This window comes from Chloroflexota bacterium (assembly GCA_040902225.1).
Taxonomy (GTDB): domain Bacteria; phylum Chloroflexota; class Limnocylindria; order QHBO01; family QHBO01; genus CF-167.
In genome coordinates this window covers 150,931-171,256 of sequence record JBBDXT010000004.1, presented here as the reverse complement: position 1 = coordinate 171,256, position 20,326 = coordinate 150,931, and the positions used below count along the sequence as shown (strand labels likewise).

The following is a 20,326-nucleotide window of genomic DNA, read 5'->3' as shown; positions in this document are numbered from 1 at the left end:
GACTCGCCCGTGATTCGCATACTGTGAGACACGGACCACCATTCCATCCGGTATGCGAACCTCGGGCGAGCGATACCGATCGCCCGAGGCCGTCGCCGCTCGAGCTCCACCCTACCCCTCAACCCCAGGGTGCGACGTTTTCCCTCCCCTTATCTCCTACCCCGGCTGCCGTTTTCACCGCCTCGCAGGGCGGCTGCTATCATCGACCGGTCCGACAGACCCCGCCAAGCGGGGCCGGCACCCGATGGCGACCAGCGCCGGACGCCGCAGGACGGCGTAGCGTCAGACATGCGCTTCCCCGTCTCAACAGGAGGCCGCATGCCGTGACGCAATCCCCGTCGCTGCCGCCGCTGGCGATGATCGCCACCTACCCGCCACGGCGCTGCGGGATCGCTACCTTCACCCGCGACCTGCGGACGGCCCTTGTCGGCACGGCCGAGGAGAATCCGCAACGCTCGCCGCGCGTGGTTGGCTTGGATCACGGACGCGGCGACCCGCGAGCCTACCCGCCCGAGGTCATCCTCCGCCTGCGCCGCGACCGCCGGGCCTACCGCGATGTCGGCCGCGAGCTCGCCGCCGCCGGAGTCGAGGTCGTCTCCCTGCAGCACGAGTACGGCATCTTCGGTGGGCCGTCGGGGCGGGGGGTGTTGGATCTGCTCGAGGGCCTCCCCATGCCGGTGGTGACGACGCTGCACACCGTCCTCGAGCATCCGCAGCCGTTGCAGCGTTCGATCCTGGCGGAGCTGGTCAACCGATCCGCCCGTGTGGTGGTCATGAGCGAGCTCGGCCGGCGCCGCCTACGCAACATCTACTCGGTCCCCGATGCCAAGCTGGCGGTGGTGCCGCATGGGGTCCCCGTCATCCCGCGCGTCGATCCGAGCGAGGGCCGTCGCCGCCTGGGCCTCCCCGACGAGCCGATGCTCCTCTCGTTCGGTCTGCTGGGGCCTGCCAAGCGTCTCGAAGTCGTCATCGAGGCCTTGGCCCAGATCCGGCATCAGGCGCCCGCAGCCCGGTTCGTGATTCTGGGCGCCACCCACCCCGAGGTCCGGCGTCGATACGGCGAGCGATATCGCAGGGCGCTCGTCGAGCAGGTGAAACGGCTCGGGTTGAGTCACCGGGTGAGCTTCGTCGACCGCTATGTCGAGTTGCACGAGCTGATCGCCTGCCTGCAGGCCTGCGACATCTTCGTCACCCCCTGCGGCAATGCCGAGCAGGTCTCCTCCGGAACGCTCTCCCTGGCCGTCGCGGCGGGCCGCGCCTGTGTCTCCACCCCGTACGAGCATGCCAGAGAGCTCCTGGCAGACGGGCGCGGCGCACTCGTGCCGTTCAACGATGTGTCAGCGCTTGCCGCACGGCTCGCCGACCTGCTGACCGATGCTGACCTGCGGCGCAACCTCGGCGCGCGGGCCCACTCCTATGCTGCCTCGATGGCCTGGCCGGTCGTCGCGGCCCAGTACTCGATGCTCTTTGCCGAAGTTGCAGAGCAGGGTCGCGAGCGGCGCCCTGCCGTCCCGATGGCGTCGGTGGCAGAGGTTCGGCCACGGCCTCGGCCGGCGTACCCGCTGCGGGCGCCGCTGGTCGGCGTCGCGCGGGGGCACCTAGATCGGCTCGGCGACGGGATCGGCCTGATGCAGCACGCCGTCGGCCGGACCCCCGACCCGCGGCACGGCGCCTGTAGCGACGACGTGGCGCGAGCGCTGACCGTCCATCTCCTGCACGCCAGGGAGGTGCCGGGTCCGGTTGTGGCTGGTGCCATCCGTCGCTCGTTCGGCTTCCTGGAGGCGGCCTTCGATGGGAGCCGCGGCCGCTTCCGCAACTTCCGCGCCGCCGATGGCCGATGGGTCGATGCGGTCGGCTCGGAAGATTGCCATGGCCGCGCCCTGCAGGCCCTCGGCGAGCTGCTGGCTCATTCAGGCGACGGCACGCTCGTCGCGGCGGCGGGCCGGCTACTCGAGTCAGCACTTCCGGCCGCGCTCGGCTTCAAAGACCTTCGGCCGCGCTGTTACGCGCTCCTCGGCTGCGTGTCCGCCCTGACCCGGGTCGATCTGCCCGGCGTGGAGCATGCGCTCGCCACGCTCGGGTCGGGATTGGCCGAGCTGACCGCCGGCACGCCCGCAGAGTGGCCATGGCCGGAGCCGGTGGTGACGTATGACAACGGAGCGCTCCCGCAGGCGCTGATCGTGGCCGGGAAGGCCGTGGATCGGGTCGACTGGACGGCGCTCGGCATCGACCGCCTCGAATGGCTGCTGGCCGCCCAGACCTCGGCGGCCGGGCACCTCGCGCCAATCGGCAACCGCGGCTGGTGGCCACGTGGGGGCGCACCCGCCCGCTTCGACCAGCAGCCGATCGAGGCCAGCTCTCTGCTGGAGGCGGCGCGGGCCGCCCTGTTGGCGAGCGGTGATGCGCGTTTCGGCGGTGTGATGGAGCGCGCCTACGCCTGGTTCCTCGGCTCCAACGACCTCGGGTTGCCGCTGGCCGAGCCGCTGACCGGAGCGTGCCACGACGGGCTCGGCCGCGATGGCATCAACGCGAACTGCGGGGCAGAGTCGACGCTTGCCTGGCTGTTGGCCGCCGAGCGCATCCGCGAGCTGCGCGGGGCTGCCCGAGCCGCCCGGGCAGCGCGGAGCACGCCGGCACTCCCGGCGAGGAGCGTGGTCCCCGGCTAACCCGCAAGAGCGCTTCGGCGCTCAGGCGCTGGGCAATCGCGCAGATAGTCGAGCACCTCGGACAGGCTGGCGGTCGCCAGAGCGACCGCGCTGTCCGCGGCGCCGTAATAGACGCGCAGCTGGTCGGAGGCTGCATCGAGCAGCCAGCCGCACGGAAAGACGACGCCCCCCACATCACCGTCACGCTCGTAGGGCTCGCTCGGGCCCATCACCCATTCGTCGCTGCGTCGCAGGACCACGCGCGGATCGGCGAGGTCCAAGAGCGCCAGCCCGACTCGGTACAGCCCGCCGGCCGCCGTCTGATGAACCCCGTGGTACATAACCAGCCAACCCTCCGCGGTCTCCAGCGGCGGTGGACCGAGCCCAATCTTGCGGGCGTCCCACCAGGCGCCCTCTCGGGCCTCGAGCAGCAGGGTCATCTCGCCCCAATGACGTAGATCCGGCGAATAGGAGATCCACATGCTTGCCTTCCCGCCCAACGGCGTGGGTCGATGAATGATCGCCCAGCGACCGTCGAAGCGCCGTGGAAAGAGCGCGGCGTCCTTGTTTTCGGGCGGCAGGACCGCGCCCAGGCGGCGAAATGTCCGGAAGTCATTAGTCAGCGCCAGCGAGACCAGCGGGCCAGTCTGGCTGTATGCGGTGTAGGCGACGGCCCACGCCTGCTCCTCCTCCAGCCAGGTCAGCCTGGGGTCCTCGATGCCCCACAGCTCCTCCGGATGGCGATCGGGCGCAGAGCGCAGGCTCGGCTCCGCGTCGATCCGCCAGTCGTCGACGCCATTCGGGCTGCGCGCGACCGTCAGGTGGCTCATGCCGCGCAGGTCCTCGACCCGGATGAGCAGGACCGTCTGGCCGTCGACCGCCGCCGCTCCCGGGTTGAAGACGGTGTTCGCTGGGTAGGCCAGATCGGCAGCGCTGATGATCGGGTTGCGTGGATGTCGTCGGAAGAGCGATCCGCGGGCCAGCATCGGGGGCGAGTCTAGCCGCAATCGCGGCCCGCCATCCGCGGAACCGGGGCGGATCACGCACGTCCCACGGACACCAGAAACCGATCCAGCCGCGGCGATCGGTAATCTGGAAAACACTAGGGCGACGCCCCGAAAGGGCGGGCCACCCTGACCCGAGGTTTGGCACCCGGTCACCCACAAGCGATGACCCGTCCCGAAAAGTGGTCATTTCGGCGCACCCGAACGGACTACGCAGAGCGCCGGGGCCTCGTGCTGGCACTCCCGGCGCGGCTAGAGGTCGTTATGGTGGGCGACACTGGACTCGAACCAGTGACCTCTTGCATGTCAAGCATTTGCGCGTGAACGCTGGCGGGCCTTGGGCGCGTTCGACGGGCCGTCTTCGATGCCGCTGAGGAGCAGCGCGAGCTCGCTGCGGAAGCGGAGCCCGAGCTGTTGAAAGATGGCGGGCCTCGCCGCGAGCGGTTCTTCGATGGCGGGGGTCCAGGGGAGAGGACTCCCTGTGGTGACCTACGGCCGGATCGCCTGCCAGTCGACATCGGCCAAGCCCTCGGAGAGTGGCACTCCGCCGGTGGGCAGCCTCGTCAGCCCCGACCCGTCAGGGCGGACTGACCAGGTCCCCCAGAACACGAGTTCACCGTCTGGAGACCAGCGGAGGCGACCTCCTTCATCCGCCAGCTTGCGCTGACCGCTGCCGTCGGGTGCCATCACCCACACCTCGTTCGAACGTCCGGTCGGATCACCGAATGTCTTGACGAAGGCGATGAGGGCGCCGTCCGGCGACCATGCCGGGCCGTAGGCCTCCTCCGCCAGGACCGATCGCCCGCTGCCGTCGGCGGCCATGAGCTCGACACGATGGGCCCGGGCGCTCCCGTCCGGGTCGAAGCTGAAGGCGATGCGGTCGCCATCCGGCGACCAGGCCGGCCACCCCTCGTAGCCCTCGTCGCGGGTGAGGCGGATCGGCTCGCGGTCATCGATGAACACGAGGTAGAGATCGGCACCCGACGGGTCGGCAACGCCCTGGGCCACCAGCCGAGTCCCGTCCGGCGCCCAGGCCGCCACGTCATAGCTTTCCGGAACGACGAGCCGCGTGCTGCCCGTGGCCACATCGAGAGCCAGCAGTCCGCCCGAGTTCTCGTTGACGAAGGAGAGGTGCGTTCCGTCGGGTGACCAGACGAGTGAGTTGATCACACCAGCCGACTGGAACACGACGCGCTCGGTTCCGGGGGCGGCGCTCGTGACGACGACAGCGTACTGGCCGGGTGTGCCGCGCTCGCAGGCAGCGGGATCGGCTTCGCAGTCCACGCCTTCAGGTGGACGACCGCCCGCCGTCAGTTCCCGGATGAAGGCGAGACGCGTGCCGTCGGATGACCAGGCCGGACCCCACTCGACCTCGGTCGTCTCGGTCAGCCGGGTCAGGCCGGTGCCGTCCGGGGCGACGAGGTAGACGTCCGAGCCGCGACCGTCCTCGGACCAGGTGCTCTCGCCGGCTCCCACGCCGATGAACGCGATGAGCCCGTTCTGGACCGACGTCGGGACGATCCGCGGCGACCCCACTACCAGGGCACCGGCCATTGCCACGACGAGGAGCAGGATGAGCGCGAGCAGCCATACCATCCGGAGCCGCGCGGTTGGGATCAGGGGCAGATCGAGGCGTGGCAGCCACGCGGGACGCTGGCGCGTGTCGGCGGTCCGGGAGAGGACTGCAGTCAGCAGGTCGTCGGGCGGCGCTTGCGGCGCTTCGGCGTCCATCCACTGGCGCAGCGCGGACTCAAGGTCGACAGACCGGGTCATCAGATCAATCCCTCCGGCAGGCGGTACGGATGACGGGCATCAGCCTCCAGGGCGGCGCGCAGCGACGCCAGGCCTCGATGAATCCGTGACTTGACGGTCCCTTCCGGCAACCCAAGGCTCGCGGCGACATCGGCGAGGGAGAGGTCCAGGTAGAACCGCATCACCAGGACGGCACGCTGCTCGGCCGGCAGCCGGCGGAAGCCACGCTCGAGCTGCTCGCGGTCCTCCACTGCGTCAAAGGCTCCGTCGGTTGTCCGGTCGCGACCGAAGGCCGAGTCCGAGGGATGGTTCCATTTGCGCTGTCGATAGCAACTCCGGACGAGGAGCCGATGCACCCAGGCGTCGTATCTGGATGCGTCACGCAAACTGGGGAGGCCACGCCATGCTTCGAGCAGCGTGTCCTGCACCGCATCCTGCGCCGGCTCCGTCTGGCCCAGCAGGAGGTGCGCAGCCCCGTAGAGACGGCCGAGATCGGCGGCAGTCAGCTGCGCGAAGGCGTCATGGTCTCCGCGTCGGGCGCGCTCAACGAGATCTCGCCGGTCCATCTGATTCGGGCTTCTCGGAACGGTGTTGTGCTTACATAGTGGCGGGCCGCGATCAGAAGGTTCCGTCTTTCACCCTGACGTCCTTAGCGGCATGGTCATTCTGGTGGGAGGTCGCGTTCTAAGCTGCGAGTGCTGCAGCGACCGCCACCGGGAGGACGGTTCGGCACGTGGTTCGCCGGGTCAAGTCCGCTAGAGCCGACCAGATCTCGAAGCGACCACATGGGGCTCCTGGAGCGGCAAGAGGCGGGATACCACGCCGGTCGGCTGGTTCGCATACTGTGAGACACGGACCACCACCCCCATCCCGTCCCGAGCGCGACCGATCAGTTCCCCCTGTCGGGGTCGTTCGCGCAGATCAGTTCCCGCTGCCCGGGTCGTAGAGCTCGGCCGAGGCCAAGTAGCCGCTGCTGCCAGCGCCGCCCGCCACGAGCACCGTGCCATCGCCCAGCAGCGTGGCCGGACCCCCGTGAGCCTCGAGCATCCCCGCGGTGGCAGTCCAGGAGCCGATGCCGGGGTCGAATAGCTCAGCGGATACGGAGGCCACTCCTCCGTCGATCACGCTGTTGGTGCCGCCCGCCACCAGCACCTTGCCACCGGGCAACGGCGTTGCCGTGTGGAAGAGGCGAGCCTCGAGCATGACCCCGGTAGCAGTCCATTGCCCGGTGCTGGGGTCGTACAGCTCGGCGGAGGCGAGCGCGCCCGTGCCGGCCATGCCGCCCGCCACCAGCACCTTGCCATCCAACAGCAGCGTGGCCGTGTGACCGATGAAGATCCCGCCCATGCTCCCGGTGGCAGTCCACTGCCCGGTGTTGGGGTCATACAGCTCTGCAGGGGCCAGTTCGGTGCCGCTGCCTGTCACGAGCACCTTGCCATCGAGCAGCCGCGTGGCCGTATGGCCGGAGCGAGCCTCGACCATGTCCGCGGTCGCCGACCAGGACCCGGTGCTGGGGTCGTACAGCTCGGCGAAGGCCACCGGTTCGAAGTTACCTTGGGATCCACCCGTGACGAGGACCTCGCCGTTATTCAGGAGGGTGGCCGTGCGACCGGGGCCAGCCCCGATCGTGCTGCCGGTGGCGGTCCACGACCCGGTGGCCGGGTCATACAGTTCAGCCGAGGACAGGGGGCCGCCGTCGCCGTCGCTGCTGCTTCCCCCGCCCACCACCAGCACCTTGCCATCGGGCAGCAGCGTTGCCGTGTGACCGGTGCGCACCCCGAGCATCGCCCCGGTGGCAGTCCATTGCCCGGTGCTGGGGTCGTACAGCTCGGCGGAGGCCAGGATGTTCGCAAAGAAGTCGCTGGTATCAGCGCCCACACCGCCCGCCACCAGCACCGTGCCATCGAGCAGCGGAGTGGCCGTGTAGCTGGTGCGCGCTTCGAGCATCGCCCCCGTGGCGGTCCACGATGCCGCGACCTGCTCGGCCGGACTCGAGGATGCTGCGATCGACTCCTGCGCCGACGAAGAAGGTGCCGATGAAGGACTCGCCGAGGCATCAACGCTCACCGGGAGCTTGACGATGCCTGACCCGACCAGCACTGCTCCGCCGATGGCCAGCACCAGCAGCAGCATGACGGCGATCAGGACGAAGGGACTGCGCCGACGGGTGGGCTGCATGGCCATGGCTCGCTCCTCGATGTCATACCAGAGGTTGGGCGCCGACAAGCTGTCGAGCGTGCGGAAACGGGTGTGCAGATCGGTCATCGCTCGTCACCCAGCAGGACGCCGAGATGCTTGCGCCCGCGGCTCAGATGAGCGCGCACGGCAAGCGGATTGATACCGGTGCGGCGCGCGATCTCGCGCACCGGGCAGTCGGCGTAGTAGTGCAGCACGATCACGGCGCGCTGCTGCGGGGTGAGGCCCTGGAGCGCGACGAGCAGTTGCTCATCGGCGTGCGCATCGTGAAAGGCGCCCTCGGGGATCGGTCCGTGGGCGAGGCTGGACTGGCGCTTCAGGTCGCCGGCAGCCAGCCGGAAGGCTGAGCGCCACACCCAGCTGCGTGCATCTCTGATCTCCGAGCCTCGGCGCAGCGCCTGGGCAAACGCCTCGGCCACCGCGTCGGAGGCCACGTCCTCGTCGCCGGCGAAGGCGTACAGCGCCCGCCACAGGCGATCGCCGTCCTGGCGGTAGACCGCCTCAATCTCGCCAGCAGCCGCGACGGGAGCCACGATGGTCGTCACTATGCCTATACAGGGAGGGATCGGCTCCAAAAGGTGACAGCCGCGCGGAGCTGGTGGGCTGATTCGGGAGGTCTGACGGTCAGGCCTGGGGCTTGACCGACTTGAAGAGCTCGTGGTACCTGTCCCGCAGCAGCTCGATCTCACCCAGGATCCGCCTCCATTCTGGCGTGCCCGGCACGAGCTCAGCCAGGTTTCGTTCGGCGGCACGCCACTCGCGAAGGACGCTCCCAACCGAAAAGACGGTTGGCGGCGCTTCCGGAGATCCGTCGACCTGCCACAGGCGAGCGCGAAATCCCGGACGGGCGGTCTCGATCGCATACGAGATCCGAATCGTCGTCCCGTCGGCACGCTTCAGCCCGGCCGTGCCGACCAGCGGCCGTGAGCCGGCCGATTCCCACTCGGCCCGCAACGCGGCCCGCTCGGACTGATTCGTGGGCCGGATCGCAAATCGGTCCGGCGGCGAGGCGCGCAGCTCGGCAAGCGTGACGCCGAAGAGCTGAAGGGCGGGCTTGTTGGCGCTGATGTATCGGCCGTTTGGGTCGAGGCTGATCACGGCCTCGGCAGCCGGACGCTTGGCCATGCTCTAGGCCTGACCGAGCCGCGGGGTGCTGCGGCCGAACGTTCGAAGCAACAAGTTACGGGCCATGGGCATCTCACGGAACAAATTCTGCAATCGGTCTGACACACTCATCGCGGGTTCGAGGATGCCAATGTCTCATATGTCGTCTGTACGCTTTCAGACATACGGTAGGGAGACAATGGGTCGTCATGCGAAACAACTCCCACCCTGACCCACCGACCGTCGACCCTCGAGCCAACCTCCTGCTGCGTGGGCTGGCGGACGACGAGTTCGATCGCATCCGGACCGCGCTCGAACCTGTGCGCCTCGAACGCTCGGCCGAACTCGAATCGGCCAACGAGCAGATCGAGTTCGTCTATTTTCCGACGAGTGGCGTCGCCTCCATCGTGGCACTTGACGAAGGTGGCGAGTCGGTCGACACGGCCATGATCGGGCGGGAGGGTATGACGGGCCTCCCCGTCTTCCTGGGCACCGGTCAGTCGCCGGTTCGCACCATCGTCCAGGTGCCGCTCACTGGCGTGAGGATGCGATCCGAGGTGCTGGTGGGTGAGCTGCCGCGCGGTGGCACGCTGGTGCGACTGCTGCAGCGGCATGCCCAGGTCGTGATGGTGACGATGGCGCAGCTGATCCTGTGCAATCGGATGCATCGGCTCGACCAACGGGCGGCCCGCTGGCTGCTCCAGGTCGACGAACGCGTCGACGAGAAGCCGTTCCACGTAACGCAGGAATTCCTGGCCCAGATGATCGGCGTACGGCGTCCGGGACTGTCAGTCGTGATGCGCCAGTTCAAGGACGCAGGTCTGGTCCACTACGCCCGGGGGCAGATCAGCATCGCCAGCCACGACGGGTTGGCGGAGAAGTCGTGTGCATGCATCCAGATCATCGCCACCGAGGCTCGTCGGCTTCGTGAGCTCGAGCGCGCCCTGGACGCCGCGAACTAGGCGCTACAGCCCCGGGATCGTGAACTCCCCTTCGGTGACCTCGGGAGAGGGCGGCGGGCTGAAGTCCACGGCCTCGTCGAAGTTGCTGAAGCTCAGGGTGGCGCTGATGGTCCCCACCGTCTCGCTGTCGACGCTGGTCGAGACCTCGGTCAGCCACAGCTTCTCGCGGTCGAAGAGCAGGTTGATCACCAGCGCGTCGCCGAAGATCGTCGACGGATCGAGGGATGCAACCGCGCCGGCGTCGGTCATCAGCGCCGATGGCGCTGAAACGCTGACCTGGTAGCACTGGCGGTCACCGCAGGCCACGTCGGCGAGCTTCTTGGTTACCACGCCCTCCTTCGCCAGCGCCTCCTTCACGTTGTCGATCATCACCTGGGGATCGAGCGAGGCCGATGGCGATGGGCTGCCCATCATGTCGTTCGTCTGATGGAACCACTTGGTGCCGCCGAGGCTCGTCCTGAACCAGACGTCCTGGCCGATGACGATCACGTCCGCCGTCAGGTTGAGGAAGGCAGGCACGGCCAGGGTTGCACGAACGCTCTTGGCCTCGATGTCGACGTCGGCCTCCAGGCTGGTCGAATCGAGGTTGAACGTGCCGCCGCCATCGGGCACCGTGAAGCTCCCGTCCAGCGCGAGCGAGATGTGGAGGCTCTTCAGGTCGGCCGTGGCGTCGAGACCCTGGGTGATGATCTCGACCGGGTCGGTGATCGCCGGTGTGCTCTGGCAAGCCGCCAGCACGGCAAGCACGGCGACCATGACCGGTGCGAATCTGCGGTGCACAGCCCCTCCTGGATGAATGAGCGCGCGAGCAGGATACGCGGTTCGGCCGAACACCAGCGTAGACCGATGGTCATGGGCCGGCCGCCGTACCGTCCGGTCGGCTACCGTAGGACCGATGCGTCGCGTGCAACGGACCGCTCAGATCTCCGCCTCACCGGCCGAGGTGTACGCGTTCCTGGCCGATCCCGCCAACCTGCCGCGCTGGCAGGCGGGGATCGTCGCTGCCGAGCGCACCTCTCCCCCGCCCACCGCCGTCGGTTCGACGGCCCGGGTCGTGCTCGAGCTGATGGGCCAGCAGGTGGCCGCTGACATCACGGTGCGAGAGGCCGAGCCGGAACGACGCCTCGCACTCGCCGCGAGCGTGAGCGGGATGGGGATCGTGGCCACCCTGGACCTGGCGGCTCACGACGGCGGGACGGAGACCACCCTCACGTCGGAGGTGCGCGCCGAGAACATCTTCATGGCGCCGCTGGAACGAATGGTCACCGACACGGCGGAGCGCGACCTCGACGCCAGCCTGACCCGATTGGAGGCCGCGCTGGCGGATCATTGAGGGAGGGCGTCTCTCCGGCGGTCTGAGCTCGCTAGGTCCGACGGCGAGGACGGATCAGCACCAGGAAGCCAACCGCCACAAGCACGACCGCCACGGCAAGGTCGATGGGCGGTGGCCCGGCCGGCATGCTTGCATCCGGCAGTGTCGGTGGCCCGGGCGGAAGGGGTGCGGGCGCCGCTGGGGCGGGCGTCGTGCCCGGAGGCACAGTGGCGGAGGGCACGGCCGCCGGGGCGACGGGCGGCGGGAGGACCAGCGTAACCGTGCTGCCGCCGCCGAAATTGACGCTGTTACCGATCATGAAGTCCTTGTTGAGAACCGCCAGGTTGGCGGACTGCGACGTCCCGAAGAAGAGCTGGACGGGTGTGTAGGCGGTGATCGCGCCGCCGGAACGTTGCGTGATCCGGCTCAGCGGGACCTGCCAGTCGACGAAGTACTGGCCGCTCCCGTCGGGAAGACCTCGTGCACCGGCGGAGAGCTCGCCGCCCGCGTTGTTGAAGGGCGTGGCGTAGACCTCGGTATGGGCGGTGCCATCGGCGTTGGCGACGTACACGAAGTCACGATGTGGATTCTTACCGTCGAGGCCCACCGCCACGCGGGCGACACCGCCGACCGCGATCTGGAGCATGTACGTCGTTGACTGGAATCCCCCGGCGGACGCCTTGCGAGGATCGCCCGCGAGCCGGATGCGGAAGAAGACGTTCGTGCCATTCGAGTTGAAGTAGACCGAGTTGAGGTTTCCGGACGGGCCGCTGCTCACGTCGCAGTAGCCCTGCCCACAACCCACATCGCCGATGACGTCGCTCACCTTGGAGCCATCTGACAACAGGTAGGCGCGCCACGACGAGGGCCATGCGCCCGCGCGATCCCCGGCCGGGCTGTCCGCGGCCAGTGCAACCGATGCCGGCAGGCAGGCGACGGCGGTCGCCAGCACGAAGGCGCCGATTCTGTCCCGAGTGTTCCTGGGCGGGCCGGGCATGCGGCGACTATGGACGCCGGCTTCTCGCGCACGAATGACCCTGCCGTTCGTGCGAATGGGACTTTGGTTTGGTTTCGAAACCCTGCGCTATACTCCGCGCCGAACGCGATGACGCGGGAGCAGTAGGCGTCCGCCTCCGATCTGCAGCGAGCCGGGAAGGTGCAAGCCGGCGATCGCAGGGCCCCGAACTCACCTGCCGAGCAGCCGCCAATACCGGCCGGGATGGCGTCCGATAGCAGCGCCGATGAGTGGACCGATCGTGGGGTTGTAGCTCAGCTGGGAGAGCACCTGCATGGCATGCAGGGGGTCGGGGGTTCGAGTCCCCCCAGCTCCACCACCCCAATCGGTCAAGTCAGCGTGGTACCGCGAAGGCCCCCCTTCGTCACTGACGAGGTGGGGGCTTTGTCGTACCTGTCGGAAGACCGATGAGGATGGCGTGGCCAGCATGACGATCACTGAGAGCCAGCCCCGGACGGCCAGGGATGGCCGGCCCTGGACGCTGCGCCCGGCACGCCCGACCGATGCGCGGGCGCTGGCGAGCCTGTTCGCCGACGTGCGCCGCGAGGGACGCTGGCTGGTGACGCCTCCGTCGGCGGTGAGCCAGCCGTCCGAGGCGTTCTACATCGGCGAGATGATCCGCGACGCGAGCAGCCTGGCGCTGGTGGCCGAGGCGGACGGCGACGTGGTCGGCAACGTGCTGGTCAGTGTCGAGCGCAGCGTGGTGAGCGACCACGTGGGCACCCTGTCGATCTGCGTGGCCGATGGCTGGCGCGGTGTGGGGATCGGTTCGGCGCTGGTCGAGGCAACCAAGAGCTGGGCGGGCGAGCGTGGCCTGGCCAAGGTTGCCCTGGGCGTCTTCCCGGACAATGACCGGGCGATCGCCGTGTACGAGCACACGGGATTCGTGCGGGAGGGGCTGCGCCGCCGCCAGTACCGCGTTCCGGGCGGCGAGTATCGCGACGAGCTGCTGATGGCCTGGTTCCCGGAAGAAGGAGCACCCGAATGACCGAGCGCGGCGATCGGTTCGATCCGAAGACCTACGAGTCTGGCTGGCGTGAGAGATGGGCCGCCGACGACCTGTATCGGGCCGATGACGACGACCCGCGGGACAAGCACTACCTGCTGACCATGTACCCCTACCCGTCTGGCGACCTGCACATCGGGCACTGGTATGCCGCCACCGGGCCGGACATCGTCGCGCGCATGCGTCGCATGCAGGGACTGAACGTCATGTTCCCGATGGGCTTCGACTCGTTCGGCCTGCCAGCCGAGAACGCGGCCATCGACCGTGGCGTGCATCCGGCGGAGTGGACCGAGACGAACGTCGAGCGGATGCGGACCCAGTTCCGCTCGATGGGCTGCATGTTCGACTGGTCGCGCGAGGTGGTCACCAGCGACCCGGCCTACTACCGCTGGACCCAGTGGCTCTTCCTGCAGTTCTTCCATGCCGGGCTGGCGTATCGGGCCATGTCGCCGGTCGACTGGTGCCCAAAGGACCAGGTGGTGCTGGCGCGCGAGCAGGTCGAGGGGGCCGATCGGCATTGCTGGCGCTGCGGGACGCCGGTCATCAAGCGTGACCTGGAACAGTGGTTCCTGCGCACGACCCGTTACGCGGACGAGCTGCTCGACTTCAGCAAGATCGACTGGCCGGAGCCGATTCGCCTGATGCAGACCAACTGGATCGGTCGCAGCGAGGGCGCCGAGGTCGACTTCGCAGTCGAGGCCGATGGGGTGGCCCCGATCCGCGTCTTCACCACCCGTCCCGACACCATCTTCGGGGCAACGTTCATGGTGCTTGCCCCGGAGCACCCGGCCGTCGCAGCCCTGACCACGGACGAGCGGCGTGCCGAGGTGGAGGCCTGCGTGGCGGCGGCCCGGCGCGAGACCGAGATCGAGCGGATGGGCACCGAGCGGGATCGGAGGGGGGTGTTCATCGGCGCATTCGCGATCCACCCGATGACGGGCGAGCGGATCCCGATCTGGATCGCCGACTACGTGCTGCCCACCTACGGGACCGGGGCGGTGATGGGGGTCCCCGCGCATGACGACCGCGACTACGCCTTCGCGAAGCGCTACGACCTGCCGATCCGCTACGTGGTCGCCCCCCGCGACGGTCGGGTGCGGGAGGGCGGGGCCTTCCTGCCGCACACCGATGACGAGGTGCTGGTCGACTCCGGCGACTTCACGGGCATGGCCGCGTCCGATGCGATCGCGGCCATCACCGAGGAGCTGGCCGAGCGCGGCCAGGGGCAGGCGGCGGTCACCTACCGCATCCGCGACTGGCTGATCAGCCGGCAGCGCTACTGGGGCGCACCGATCCCGATCGTGTACTGCGACGAGCACGGTCCGCAGCCGGTGCCGGAGGACCAGCTGCCGGTGCTGCTGCCGCGCGACGTGGACTTCGCGCCCACCGGGGTCAGCCCGCTGCAGTCCCACGCCGAGTTCCTGAACGCCTCGTGCCCGGTCTGCGCAGGACCGGCGCGGCGCGAGACGGACACGATGGACACCTTCGTCGACTCGGCGTGGTATTTCCTGCGCTACTGCTCGCCCCACGACGAGACGCAGGCCTGGGACCCGGTGGCGGTGATGCGCTGGATGCCGGTCGACCTGTACACCGGCGGTGCCGAGCACGCCGTGCTGCACCTGATGTACTCGCGCTTCTTCGTCAAGGCGCTGCGCGACATGCACCACCTCGATTTCGACGAGCCGTTCACCGCGCTGCGCAACCAGGGCCAGATCCTGGGCGCCGACCATCACCGCATGAGCAAGTCGCGCGGCAACGTGGTCAACCCAGACGACCTGACCTCGCGCTTCGGCTCGGACACGGTGCGCTGCTTCCTGATGTTCATCGGGCCGTGGGACCAGGGCGGGCCGTGGAACCCGTCGAGCATCGAGGGGGTGCATCGCTTCCTAGGCCGCGTCTGGGCGGTGGCCCAGGCCTCTGGCTCGCGGCCGGGCAACGGCGAGACGCGGGGCCTGCGGCAGGCCACCCATCGGGCCATCAAGGAGGTCGGCGAGGACTACGCCGAGTTCCACTTCAACACGGCGCTCTCCAGGCTGATGGAGCTGACCAATGCCCTTGGCAGTGCGCGTGACGACGGCCTGGCCGGGACCGATGCCTACGCCGAGGCGGTCGACGCGCTGCTCCTGCTGCTGGCGCCGATGGCGCCGCACATCAGCGAGGAGCTCTGGGCACGGCGCGGCAAGCCGTACAGCATCCACCAGCAAGCGTGGCCCACCTTCGACCCGGCGCTGGTCGTCTCTGAGAGGATCGAGCTGCCGGTGCAGGTGGATGGCAAGCTGCGCGGCCGGCTGTCGGTGTCGCCCGATACCGCTCCAGAGGAGATCGAGCGGCTGGCGCTGGCCAGCGAGCGGGTGCAGGCCTACCTGAAGGGACGCGCGCCGCGCAAGGTGGTGCAGATCCCGGGTCGGCTGGTGAACATCGTCACCCCCGGGGATTAGCCGGCGGGGCGTTTGATGAGCCGGCGGTAAGGCGCGGATAAGACCGCCGCCGCTAGGCTGCGCGTCCTGCTTCCGGAGCCCGGGGTCGAGTGCCCGGACGCCGGGCTTCGGACAGGTCCACCGCTCGCCTCCACGCGACGGGAGGAGGGCCCATGACGATTGGTGACCGGATCGCCATCGCCGCGCTGGCCACTGCCCTGGCGGCGGTGGGGCTCGGCGCGTGGCTGTTGCTGGGGGCCGGTGCGGCGCCGTCAACGCCAGACGAAGTGCTGGATCCCTTCGGCGAGCCCTCGGCCTCGGCGGTCGCGGTTTCGTCGGAGCGGCTGGTGGTGGACGTGGAGGGTGCAGTCCTGCGTCCGGGGATCATCGAGCTGCCGACAGGATCGCGCGTGGCGGACGCAATCGAGGCGGCCGGTGGCTACGGCCCCCACGTCGACCTGGTTGCGGCAGCGGCCCAGGTCAACCTGGCCGCCACCCTGCGCGACGGGCAGCAGATCGTCGTCCCGCTGATCGGCGCCACTGCGGGCGGTGGCGGATCCGGGAGCGGCGCTGGCAGCGTCCTGGTCGATCTGAACTCGGCGAGCCCTGAGGAGCTCGATGCGTTGCCCGGGATCGGTCCGGTCACCGTCCAGAAGATTGTCGCCGCGCGCGCCGAGCAACCGTTCAGTTCGCTCGAGGAGATGGTGACCCGCAAGGTTCTGACCAACGCCCAGGTGGACAAGATCCGCGATCTCATTATCGTCGGCTGAGGTGCCTGGGGCATCCATGGCAGCGCGCCTGGCACTACCCGGCGCGCTCGTCGGCCTCGCGGCGGGGATCCTCTGCGCCGATGCGAACGCCGGATCTGCGGCGTTCGCCGTCGGCGCGGTTGCTGGCGCGGTGGGCGCCCTCCTTCTCGTCGTCCGCCGGCCGCGGAGCGGCATTGCATGCGCTGCCGTCGGCATTGGCCTGCTGCTCGGCGCCTGGCGCGGCACGGCGCTCGCGCTCCCATCAGGACCAGGAAGCGTCGCCGGCCTGATCGACCGAGGACAGATAGAGCTCGCCGGCACCGTGATCGATGACCCGAGGCCGCGCGGGTCGACACAGCAGGTCGTGCTGGAGGAGGTGATCGCACGGCTGCAGGGGCATGCGCACCCCATAGGCGGACGGTTGCTCGCGACCCTGCCCCGCAGCCTGCCACTCGCAGTCGGACGACGCGTCGTGCTGACGGCAGCGGTCGAGGCGCCGGCCGCGTTCGATGGCTTCGACTACCCCGCGTACCTGGCCCGCCAGGGAATCGGCGGGCTGCTGCGCGCCCGTGAGGCGCGCGTCCTCGACGGCCCGGCGCGGGCGGGGCCGGCCGGGATCGCCGCGGCGGCGCGGGGTTGGCTGCTGCACGGCCTCAACGAGATGGTGCCCGAGCCGGAAGCCGCGCTCGGCGCCGGCATCCTGCTCGGGGTGAGAAGCAGCATCGCGCCCGAGGTCGCGGATGCTTTTGCTGTCGCTGGTTTGACCCACGTCGTCGCCATTTCCGGCTGGAACATCGCCATCGTGGCCGCGATTGTCGGGGCGCTCCTTCGACCCCTCGAGGAGCGTCGCGGCGGTCGCTGGCTGGCGCCGTCGGGCGCCGGCGCAACGATCGTCGCCTACGTCGTGTTGACCGGCGCCTCGCCATCGGTCGTGCGCGCCGCTCTGATGGCCGGAGCCATGATGGTCTCCCGGTTCGGAGGGTCGCGGGCGCACGCCGCCTCTACCTTGGGACTTGCGGCCCTGCTAATGCTCATTGCTGCGCCATCGGTCCTGTGGGATGTCGGCTTCCAGCTGTCAGCCCTGGCGACGGGCGGATTGATCCTCTTTGGGAGCTCGATCGAGCGGCGCTTGGCTGGCTGGCCGGCGTGGCTCCGGGAGCCGGTCGCCCTGACCTTGGCGGCGCAGCTCACCACGCTGCCGGTGGTGGTCGGCAGCTTCGGGCGGCTCTCTCTGGTCGCGCCCGCCGCCAACGTCGTGGTGGTTCCACTCGTGCCGCTGGTCATGCTGCTGTGCGCCATCGCCGCGCCGCTGGGGGCGATCGCCTCGGCCCTTCAGGTCACCCCGCTCACCGAGATGCTGCGCTGGGCGGTCGGTGGGAGCGCGTGGCTCCTGTTGCGCGCCATGATCGTCGCCGGGCAGGCCGCCGCGGCCATCCCGTTCGCGTCAGTGTCGGTGGCCGCGCCTGGCTGGCTGGCGCTGGGCTGGTATCCGGCCCTGGCAATCGCCTCGCGGCGTTACGGTAGGCCGGCCGAGCCGGAACCCGCCGAAGGCGAGCTGTTGCCACTGCAGTCATCGCGCAGACGTTCGGCCCTTCTCCAGCGAGCCATTGCGTTCACACGCGCATCTGTCCAACAGCTGGCTCGTCCGATGGTTGGGCTCGCGGCCGCTGGCGCCCTTCTCGGCGCGCTGACACTGACAAGCCTGCCGGACGGCCGCCTGCACCTGGTCGCCTTGGATGTCGGGCAGGGGGACGCCATCCTGGTGACCGCGCCCTCGGGCGCCACGATGCTGCTGGATGGCGGACCAGATCCGGATCTTCTCCTTCGGCGCCTGGGCGAGCGTCTGCCGTGGTGGCAGCGTCGCATCGACGTCATGATCCTGACCCACCCACACGAGGACCACGTCGCCGGGCTGGTGGCAGCCATGGAGCGCTACCAGGTTGGGCTGATCCTGGATGCGGGCCGCGCCTACCAGAACCCGACCTATCCCCGATTCATCATCCAGGCGCGCGACGAGCCTGGGGCGCGCCTTGCGCCGGCGCGAGCGGGTGCAAGGCTGACGCTCGATCGGACGACGACGGTCACCATCCTCTACCCCAGCGTGAATGACGTCGCCGGTCCTTTGCCCGAGGGCGACATCAACAACGCGTCGGTGGTTGGCCTGCTGCGCAGCGGCGGCTTCACGGCGCTCCTGACCGGTGACGCGGAGATGCCGGTCGAGGCGTTACTTGCCGAACGCGGACTTCTGCCCCGGATCGACGTGCTGAAGGTCGGCCACCACGGCTCCCATTCGAGCAGCGGCCCAGCCCTGCTGGACGTAACCCGTCCCGGTGCCGCCCTCATCTCGGCTGGCCTCGGCAACGACTACGGGCACCCGCACCAGGTGACCCTCGACAACCTCCGCCAGGTCCCCGGGCTCCGACTGCATCGAACCGATCTGGAGGGCAACCTCGAAGTGATCAGCGATGGCCTGCGCTACCGGGTGATCAGCCGCGCGGGCAGCGATCCCTGGCGCGCCGTAGTCGCCCGGCCGATCACGGCCAGCCGGCCGGCGCGTAGCATCCTTGCATGGCCGCCGTTCCCACTCTCGCCGAGGCCGAGCGGCTGCTTGCCTCCTTCGACCTTCCCGACGGGATCGTCACGCATTCGCGCGGCGTCAGTCGGGTCGCGGCCGAGGCGGCACGGCTCCTTGATGCGGCCGATGTCAAAGTTGATCCGCGCCTTGTCGCGGTCGCCGCCCTACTGCACGATGTTGACAAGCCCATGACCAGAGGCGACGGCGATCGTCACGGTGTGCTCGGGGCGCGGTGGATGGCCGAGCGCGGGTATCCGGAGCTGGCCGAGCCGATCGCGTCGCATCCCATCGCCAGCCTGCTCGATCCGTCACGCGAACCACGCGGCTGGGCCTCCGTGGCAGTGGCGGTGGCCGACCGGCACGTGGCGGAGGCCTTCGTCTCGATCGACGAGCGGATCGATGACCAGGCCCGCCGCTACCCCGACTACCGGGCCGATCTCGAGCTGGCCCGTGCCCCGGCGCACGCCATGCAGGCCGACCTCGCGGCCGCTGCCGGATTGACGGTGGACGAGCTCGAGGCGCGCCTGCGAGCTGCCTGGGCGGAGGGGCAGGCCGGATGACACTCCTCTTCGTCCATGGCGATGACGATTTCGGGATCGACCAGTCGCTGACCACCTTCGCGGCGCGGGTGGATGTTGCGGAGCGCACCGAGATCACGCCCGAGCGCAGCCCTGATGAGGCTGCCATCGACCGAGCCCGGCTCGAGTCCGCCACGGTGGGCATGTTCGGCGCTCACCTGGTGGTGCTGCACCAGCCGATCTTCGCGGCTGGCCGCTCGAACGCGGCAACCGACAAGCTGTTGGCCCTCGCGACCGAGCTGCCCGACGGCGCGGCGCTGGCGCTGGCCGAGCTCCGGCCGTCCCGCGATGCCGGGCGTCCGCCGGCATTGCTGCAGCGGATCGTCGAGGCCGTGGTGGCGCGCGGCGGAACCGTCGAGGAACGGGCCACGCCCCGGCGCAACCAGCTGCAGGGCTGGATCCGCGCCCACGCCGAAGGCCTCGGCGTGGCGATCGAGCCGCGGGCCGCCGCGGTGCTGGCGGAGCGCATCGGCGGCGCCATCTGGGAATCGGACATCGAGCGCGGGCAGCAGACCAGGGTGGCGGACGGCGAGCTGCGCAAGCTGGCGACCTATGCGGGCGCACGCGCCATCACCCCCGCGGACGCCGAGGCGCTGGTCAGCGACACGCGACCGGCGAGCGTGTTCGCGATCACCAATGCCATCGACCGGCGCGAGCCGGCGGCCGCGGCGGCGGCGATCGAGCGGGCCATCGGCGAAGGGCAGCCTGTGCTCAGGATCCTGGCGGCGCTGGAGGGCAGGATCGCCGACCTGATCGTCGCCCGCGACCTGGGCGCCAACGGCGCCACGCCGCAGGAGCTGACCAGGCGGGTCGGGCGCGGCAACGCGCGCATGGCCGAGCGGATCGCGGAGTCGGCGCGACGCTACTCGGGGGCCGAGCTGGAGGGGATGCTGCGCGGTCTGTTCGAGGCCGACCTGTCGATCAAGGCCAACGAGATGGAGGAGGAGCCGGCGCTGGTCGCCTGGCTGGGGGAATACCTGCTGGCAACGCGTCCGACGCGCGGCTGAGGGA

Annotated in this window: 16 protein-coding genes, 1 tRNA gene and 1 pseudogene; 10 read left to right on the top strand and 8 right to left on the bottom strand. The window is 69.5% G+C overall.

Annotation, left to right across the window (positions count from 1 at the left end):
* Window positions 1–323: 323 nt before the first annotated feature.
* Window positions 324–2,666 (top strand): glycosyltransferase family 4 protein, encoded by a 2,343-nt coding sequence (locus WEB29_03080; GenBank protein ID MEX2135932.1) that lies wholly within the window; start codon window positions 324–326, stop codon window positions 2,664–2,666.
* Here the strand turns inward: WEB29_03080 and WEB29_03075 are convergent.
* The 6 genes from WEB29_03075 to WEB29_03050 form a co-directional block, all read right to left on the bottom strand.
* The gene (locus WEB29_03075; GenBank protein MEX2135931.1) at window positions 2,663–3,631 is read right to left on the bottom strand and encodes a glycosidase; all 969 of its coding nucleotides are present in this window, start codon (window positions 3,629–3,631) and stop codon (window positions 2,663–2,665) included. The two genes, WEB29_03080 and WEB29_03075, sit on opposite strands and share 4 nt — an antisense overlap.
* 507 nt (window positions 3,632–4,138) lie before the next feature.
* Window positions 4,139–5,422, bottom strand: coding sequence for a hypothetical protein (locus tag WEB29_03070; GenBank protein ID MEX2135930.1), 1,284 nt, complete (start codon window positions 5,420–5,422; stop codon window positions 4,139–4,141).
* Window positions 5,422–5,967, bottom strand: a complete 546-nt coding sequence (locus tag WEB29_03065; protein ID MEX2135929.1) for a sigma-70 family RNA polymerase sigma factor — start codon at window positions 5,965–5,967, stop codon at window positions 5,422–5,424. Before WEB29_03065 ends, WEB29_03070 begins: the two co-directional genes overlap by 1 nt.
* Before the next feature lie 355 nt (window positions 5,968–6,322).
* Entirely contained in the window at window positions 6,323–7,666 is a 1,344-nt protein-coding gene (locus WEB29_03060) for a kelch repeat-containing protein (GenBank protein ID MEX2135928.1), read from the bottom strand.
* Window positions 7,663–8,130, bottom strand: coding sequence for a sigma-70 family RNA polymerase sigma factor (locus tag WEB29_03055; protein MEX2135927.1), 468 nt, complete (start codon window positions 8,128–8,130; stop codon window positions 7,663–7,665). The genes WEB29_03060 and WEB29_03055 overlap by 4 nt, the downstream gene beginning before the upstream one ends.
* Before the next feature lie 91 nt (window positions 8,131–8,221).
* Complete coding sequence (locus WEB29_03050) at window positions 8,222–8,722, bottom strand: PAS domain-containing protein (GenBank protein ID MEX2135926.1); 501 nt, start codon at window positions 8,720–8,722, stop codon at window positions 8,222–8,224.
* A gap of 188 nt (window positions 8,723–8,910) precedes the next feature.
* Here WEB29_03050 and WEB29_03045 point away from each other — a divergent pair, with 188 nt between their 5' ends.
* The gene (locus WEB29_03045) at window positions 8,911–9,663 is read left to right on the top strand and encodes a Crp/Fnr family transcriptional regulator (GenBank protein ID MEX2135925.1); all 753 of its coding nucleotides are present in this window, start codon (window positions 8,911–8,913) and stop codon (window positions 9,661–9,663) included.
* Window positions 9,664–9,666: 3 nt separating this feature from the next.
* Here the strand turns inward: WEB29_03045 and WEB29_03040 are convergent, their stop codons facing one another.
* Complete coding sequence (locus tag WEB29_03040) at window positions 9,667–10,443, bottom strand: hypothetical protein (GenBank protein MEX2135924.1); 777 nt, start codon at window positions 10,441–10,443, stop codon at window positions 9,667–9,669.
* A 115-nt stretch (window positions 10,444–10,558) separates the two neighbouring features.
* On the opposite strand from WEB29_03040, the gene WEB29_03035 reads away from it, so the two are divergent.
* Window positions 10,559–10,996 (top strand): SRPBCC family protein, encoded by a 438-nt coding sequence (locus WEB29_03035; protein MEX2135923.1) that lies wholly within the window; start codon window positions 10,559–10,561, stop codon window positions 10,994–10,996.
* A 31-nt stretch (window positions 10,997–11,027) separates the two neighbouring features.
* Here WEB29_03035 and WEB29_03030 read toward each other — a convergent pair whose 3' ends face one another.
* Complete coding sequence (locus tag WEB29_03030) at window positions 11,028–11,927, bottom strand: hypothetical protein (GenBank protein ID MEX2135922.1); 900 nt, start codon at window positions 11,925–11,927, stop codon at window positions 11,028–11,030.
* Window positions 11,928–12,233: 306 nt separating this feature from the next.
* On the opposite strand from WEB29_03030, the gene WEB29_03025 reads away from it, so the two are divergent.
* From WEB29_03025 to holA, 7 genes and pseudogenes are all read left to right on the top strand, one after another.
* A tRNA-Ala gene (locus WEB29_03025) sits at window positions 12,234–12,309 on the top strand.
* A gap of 108 nt (window positions 12,310–12,417) precedes the next feature.
* Entirely contained in the window at window positions 12,418–12,978 is a 561-nt protein-coding gene (locus WEB29_03020) for a GNAT family protein (GenBank protein ID MEX2135921.1), read from the top strand.
* A complete protein-coding gene (gene leuS / locus WEB29_03015; GenBank protein ID MEX2135920.1) occupies window positions 12,975–15,434 on the top strand; it encodes a leucine--tRNA ligase in 2,460 nt (819 codons plus the stop codon). The genes WEB29_03020 and leuS overlap by 4 nt, the downstream gene beginning before the upstream one ends.
* Before the next feature lie 152 nt (window positions 15,435–15,586).
* Entirely contained in the window at window positions 15,587–16,183 is a 597-nt protein-coding gene (locus WEB29_03010) for a helix-hairpin-helix domain-containing protein (protein ID MEX2135919.1), read from the top strand.
* A 16-nt stretch (window positions 16,184–16,199) separates the two neighbouring features.
* Window positions 16,200–18,503, top strand: a pseudogene (locus WEB29_03005) (ComEC/Rec2 family competence protein).
* A gap of 227 nt (window positions 18,504–18,730) precedes the next feature.
* Entirely contained in the window at window positions 18,731–19,297 is a 567-nt protein-coding gene (locus tag WEB29_03000) for an HDIG domain-containing metalloprotein (GenBank protein ID MEX2135918.1), read from the top strand.
* Complete coding sequence (gene holA, locus WEB29_02995; GenBank protein MEX2135917.1) at window positions 19,294–20,322, top strand: DNA polymerase III subunit delta; 1,029 nt, start codon at window positions 19,294–19,296, stop codon at window positions 20,320–20,322. The genes WEB29_03000 and holA overlap by 4 nt, the downstream gene beginning before the upstream one ends.
* The last annotated feature ends 4 nt before the right edge of the window (window positions 20,323–20,326 follow it).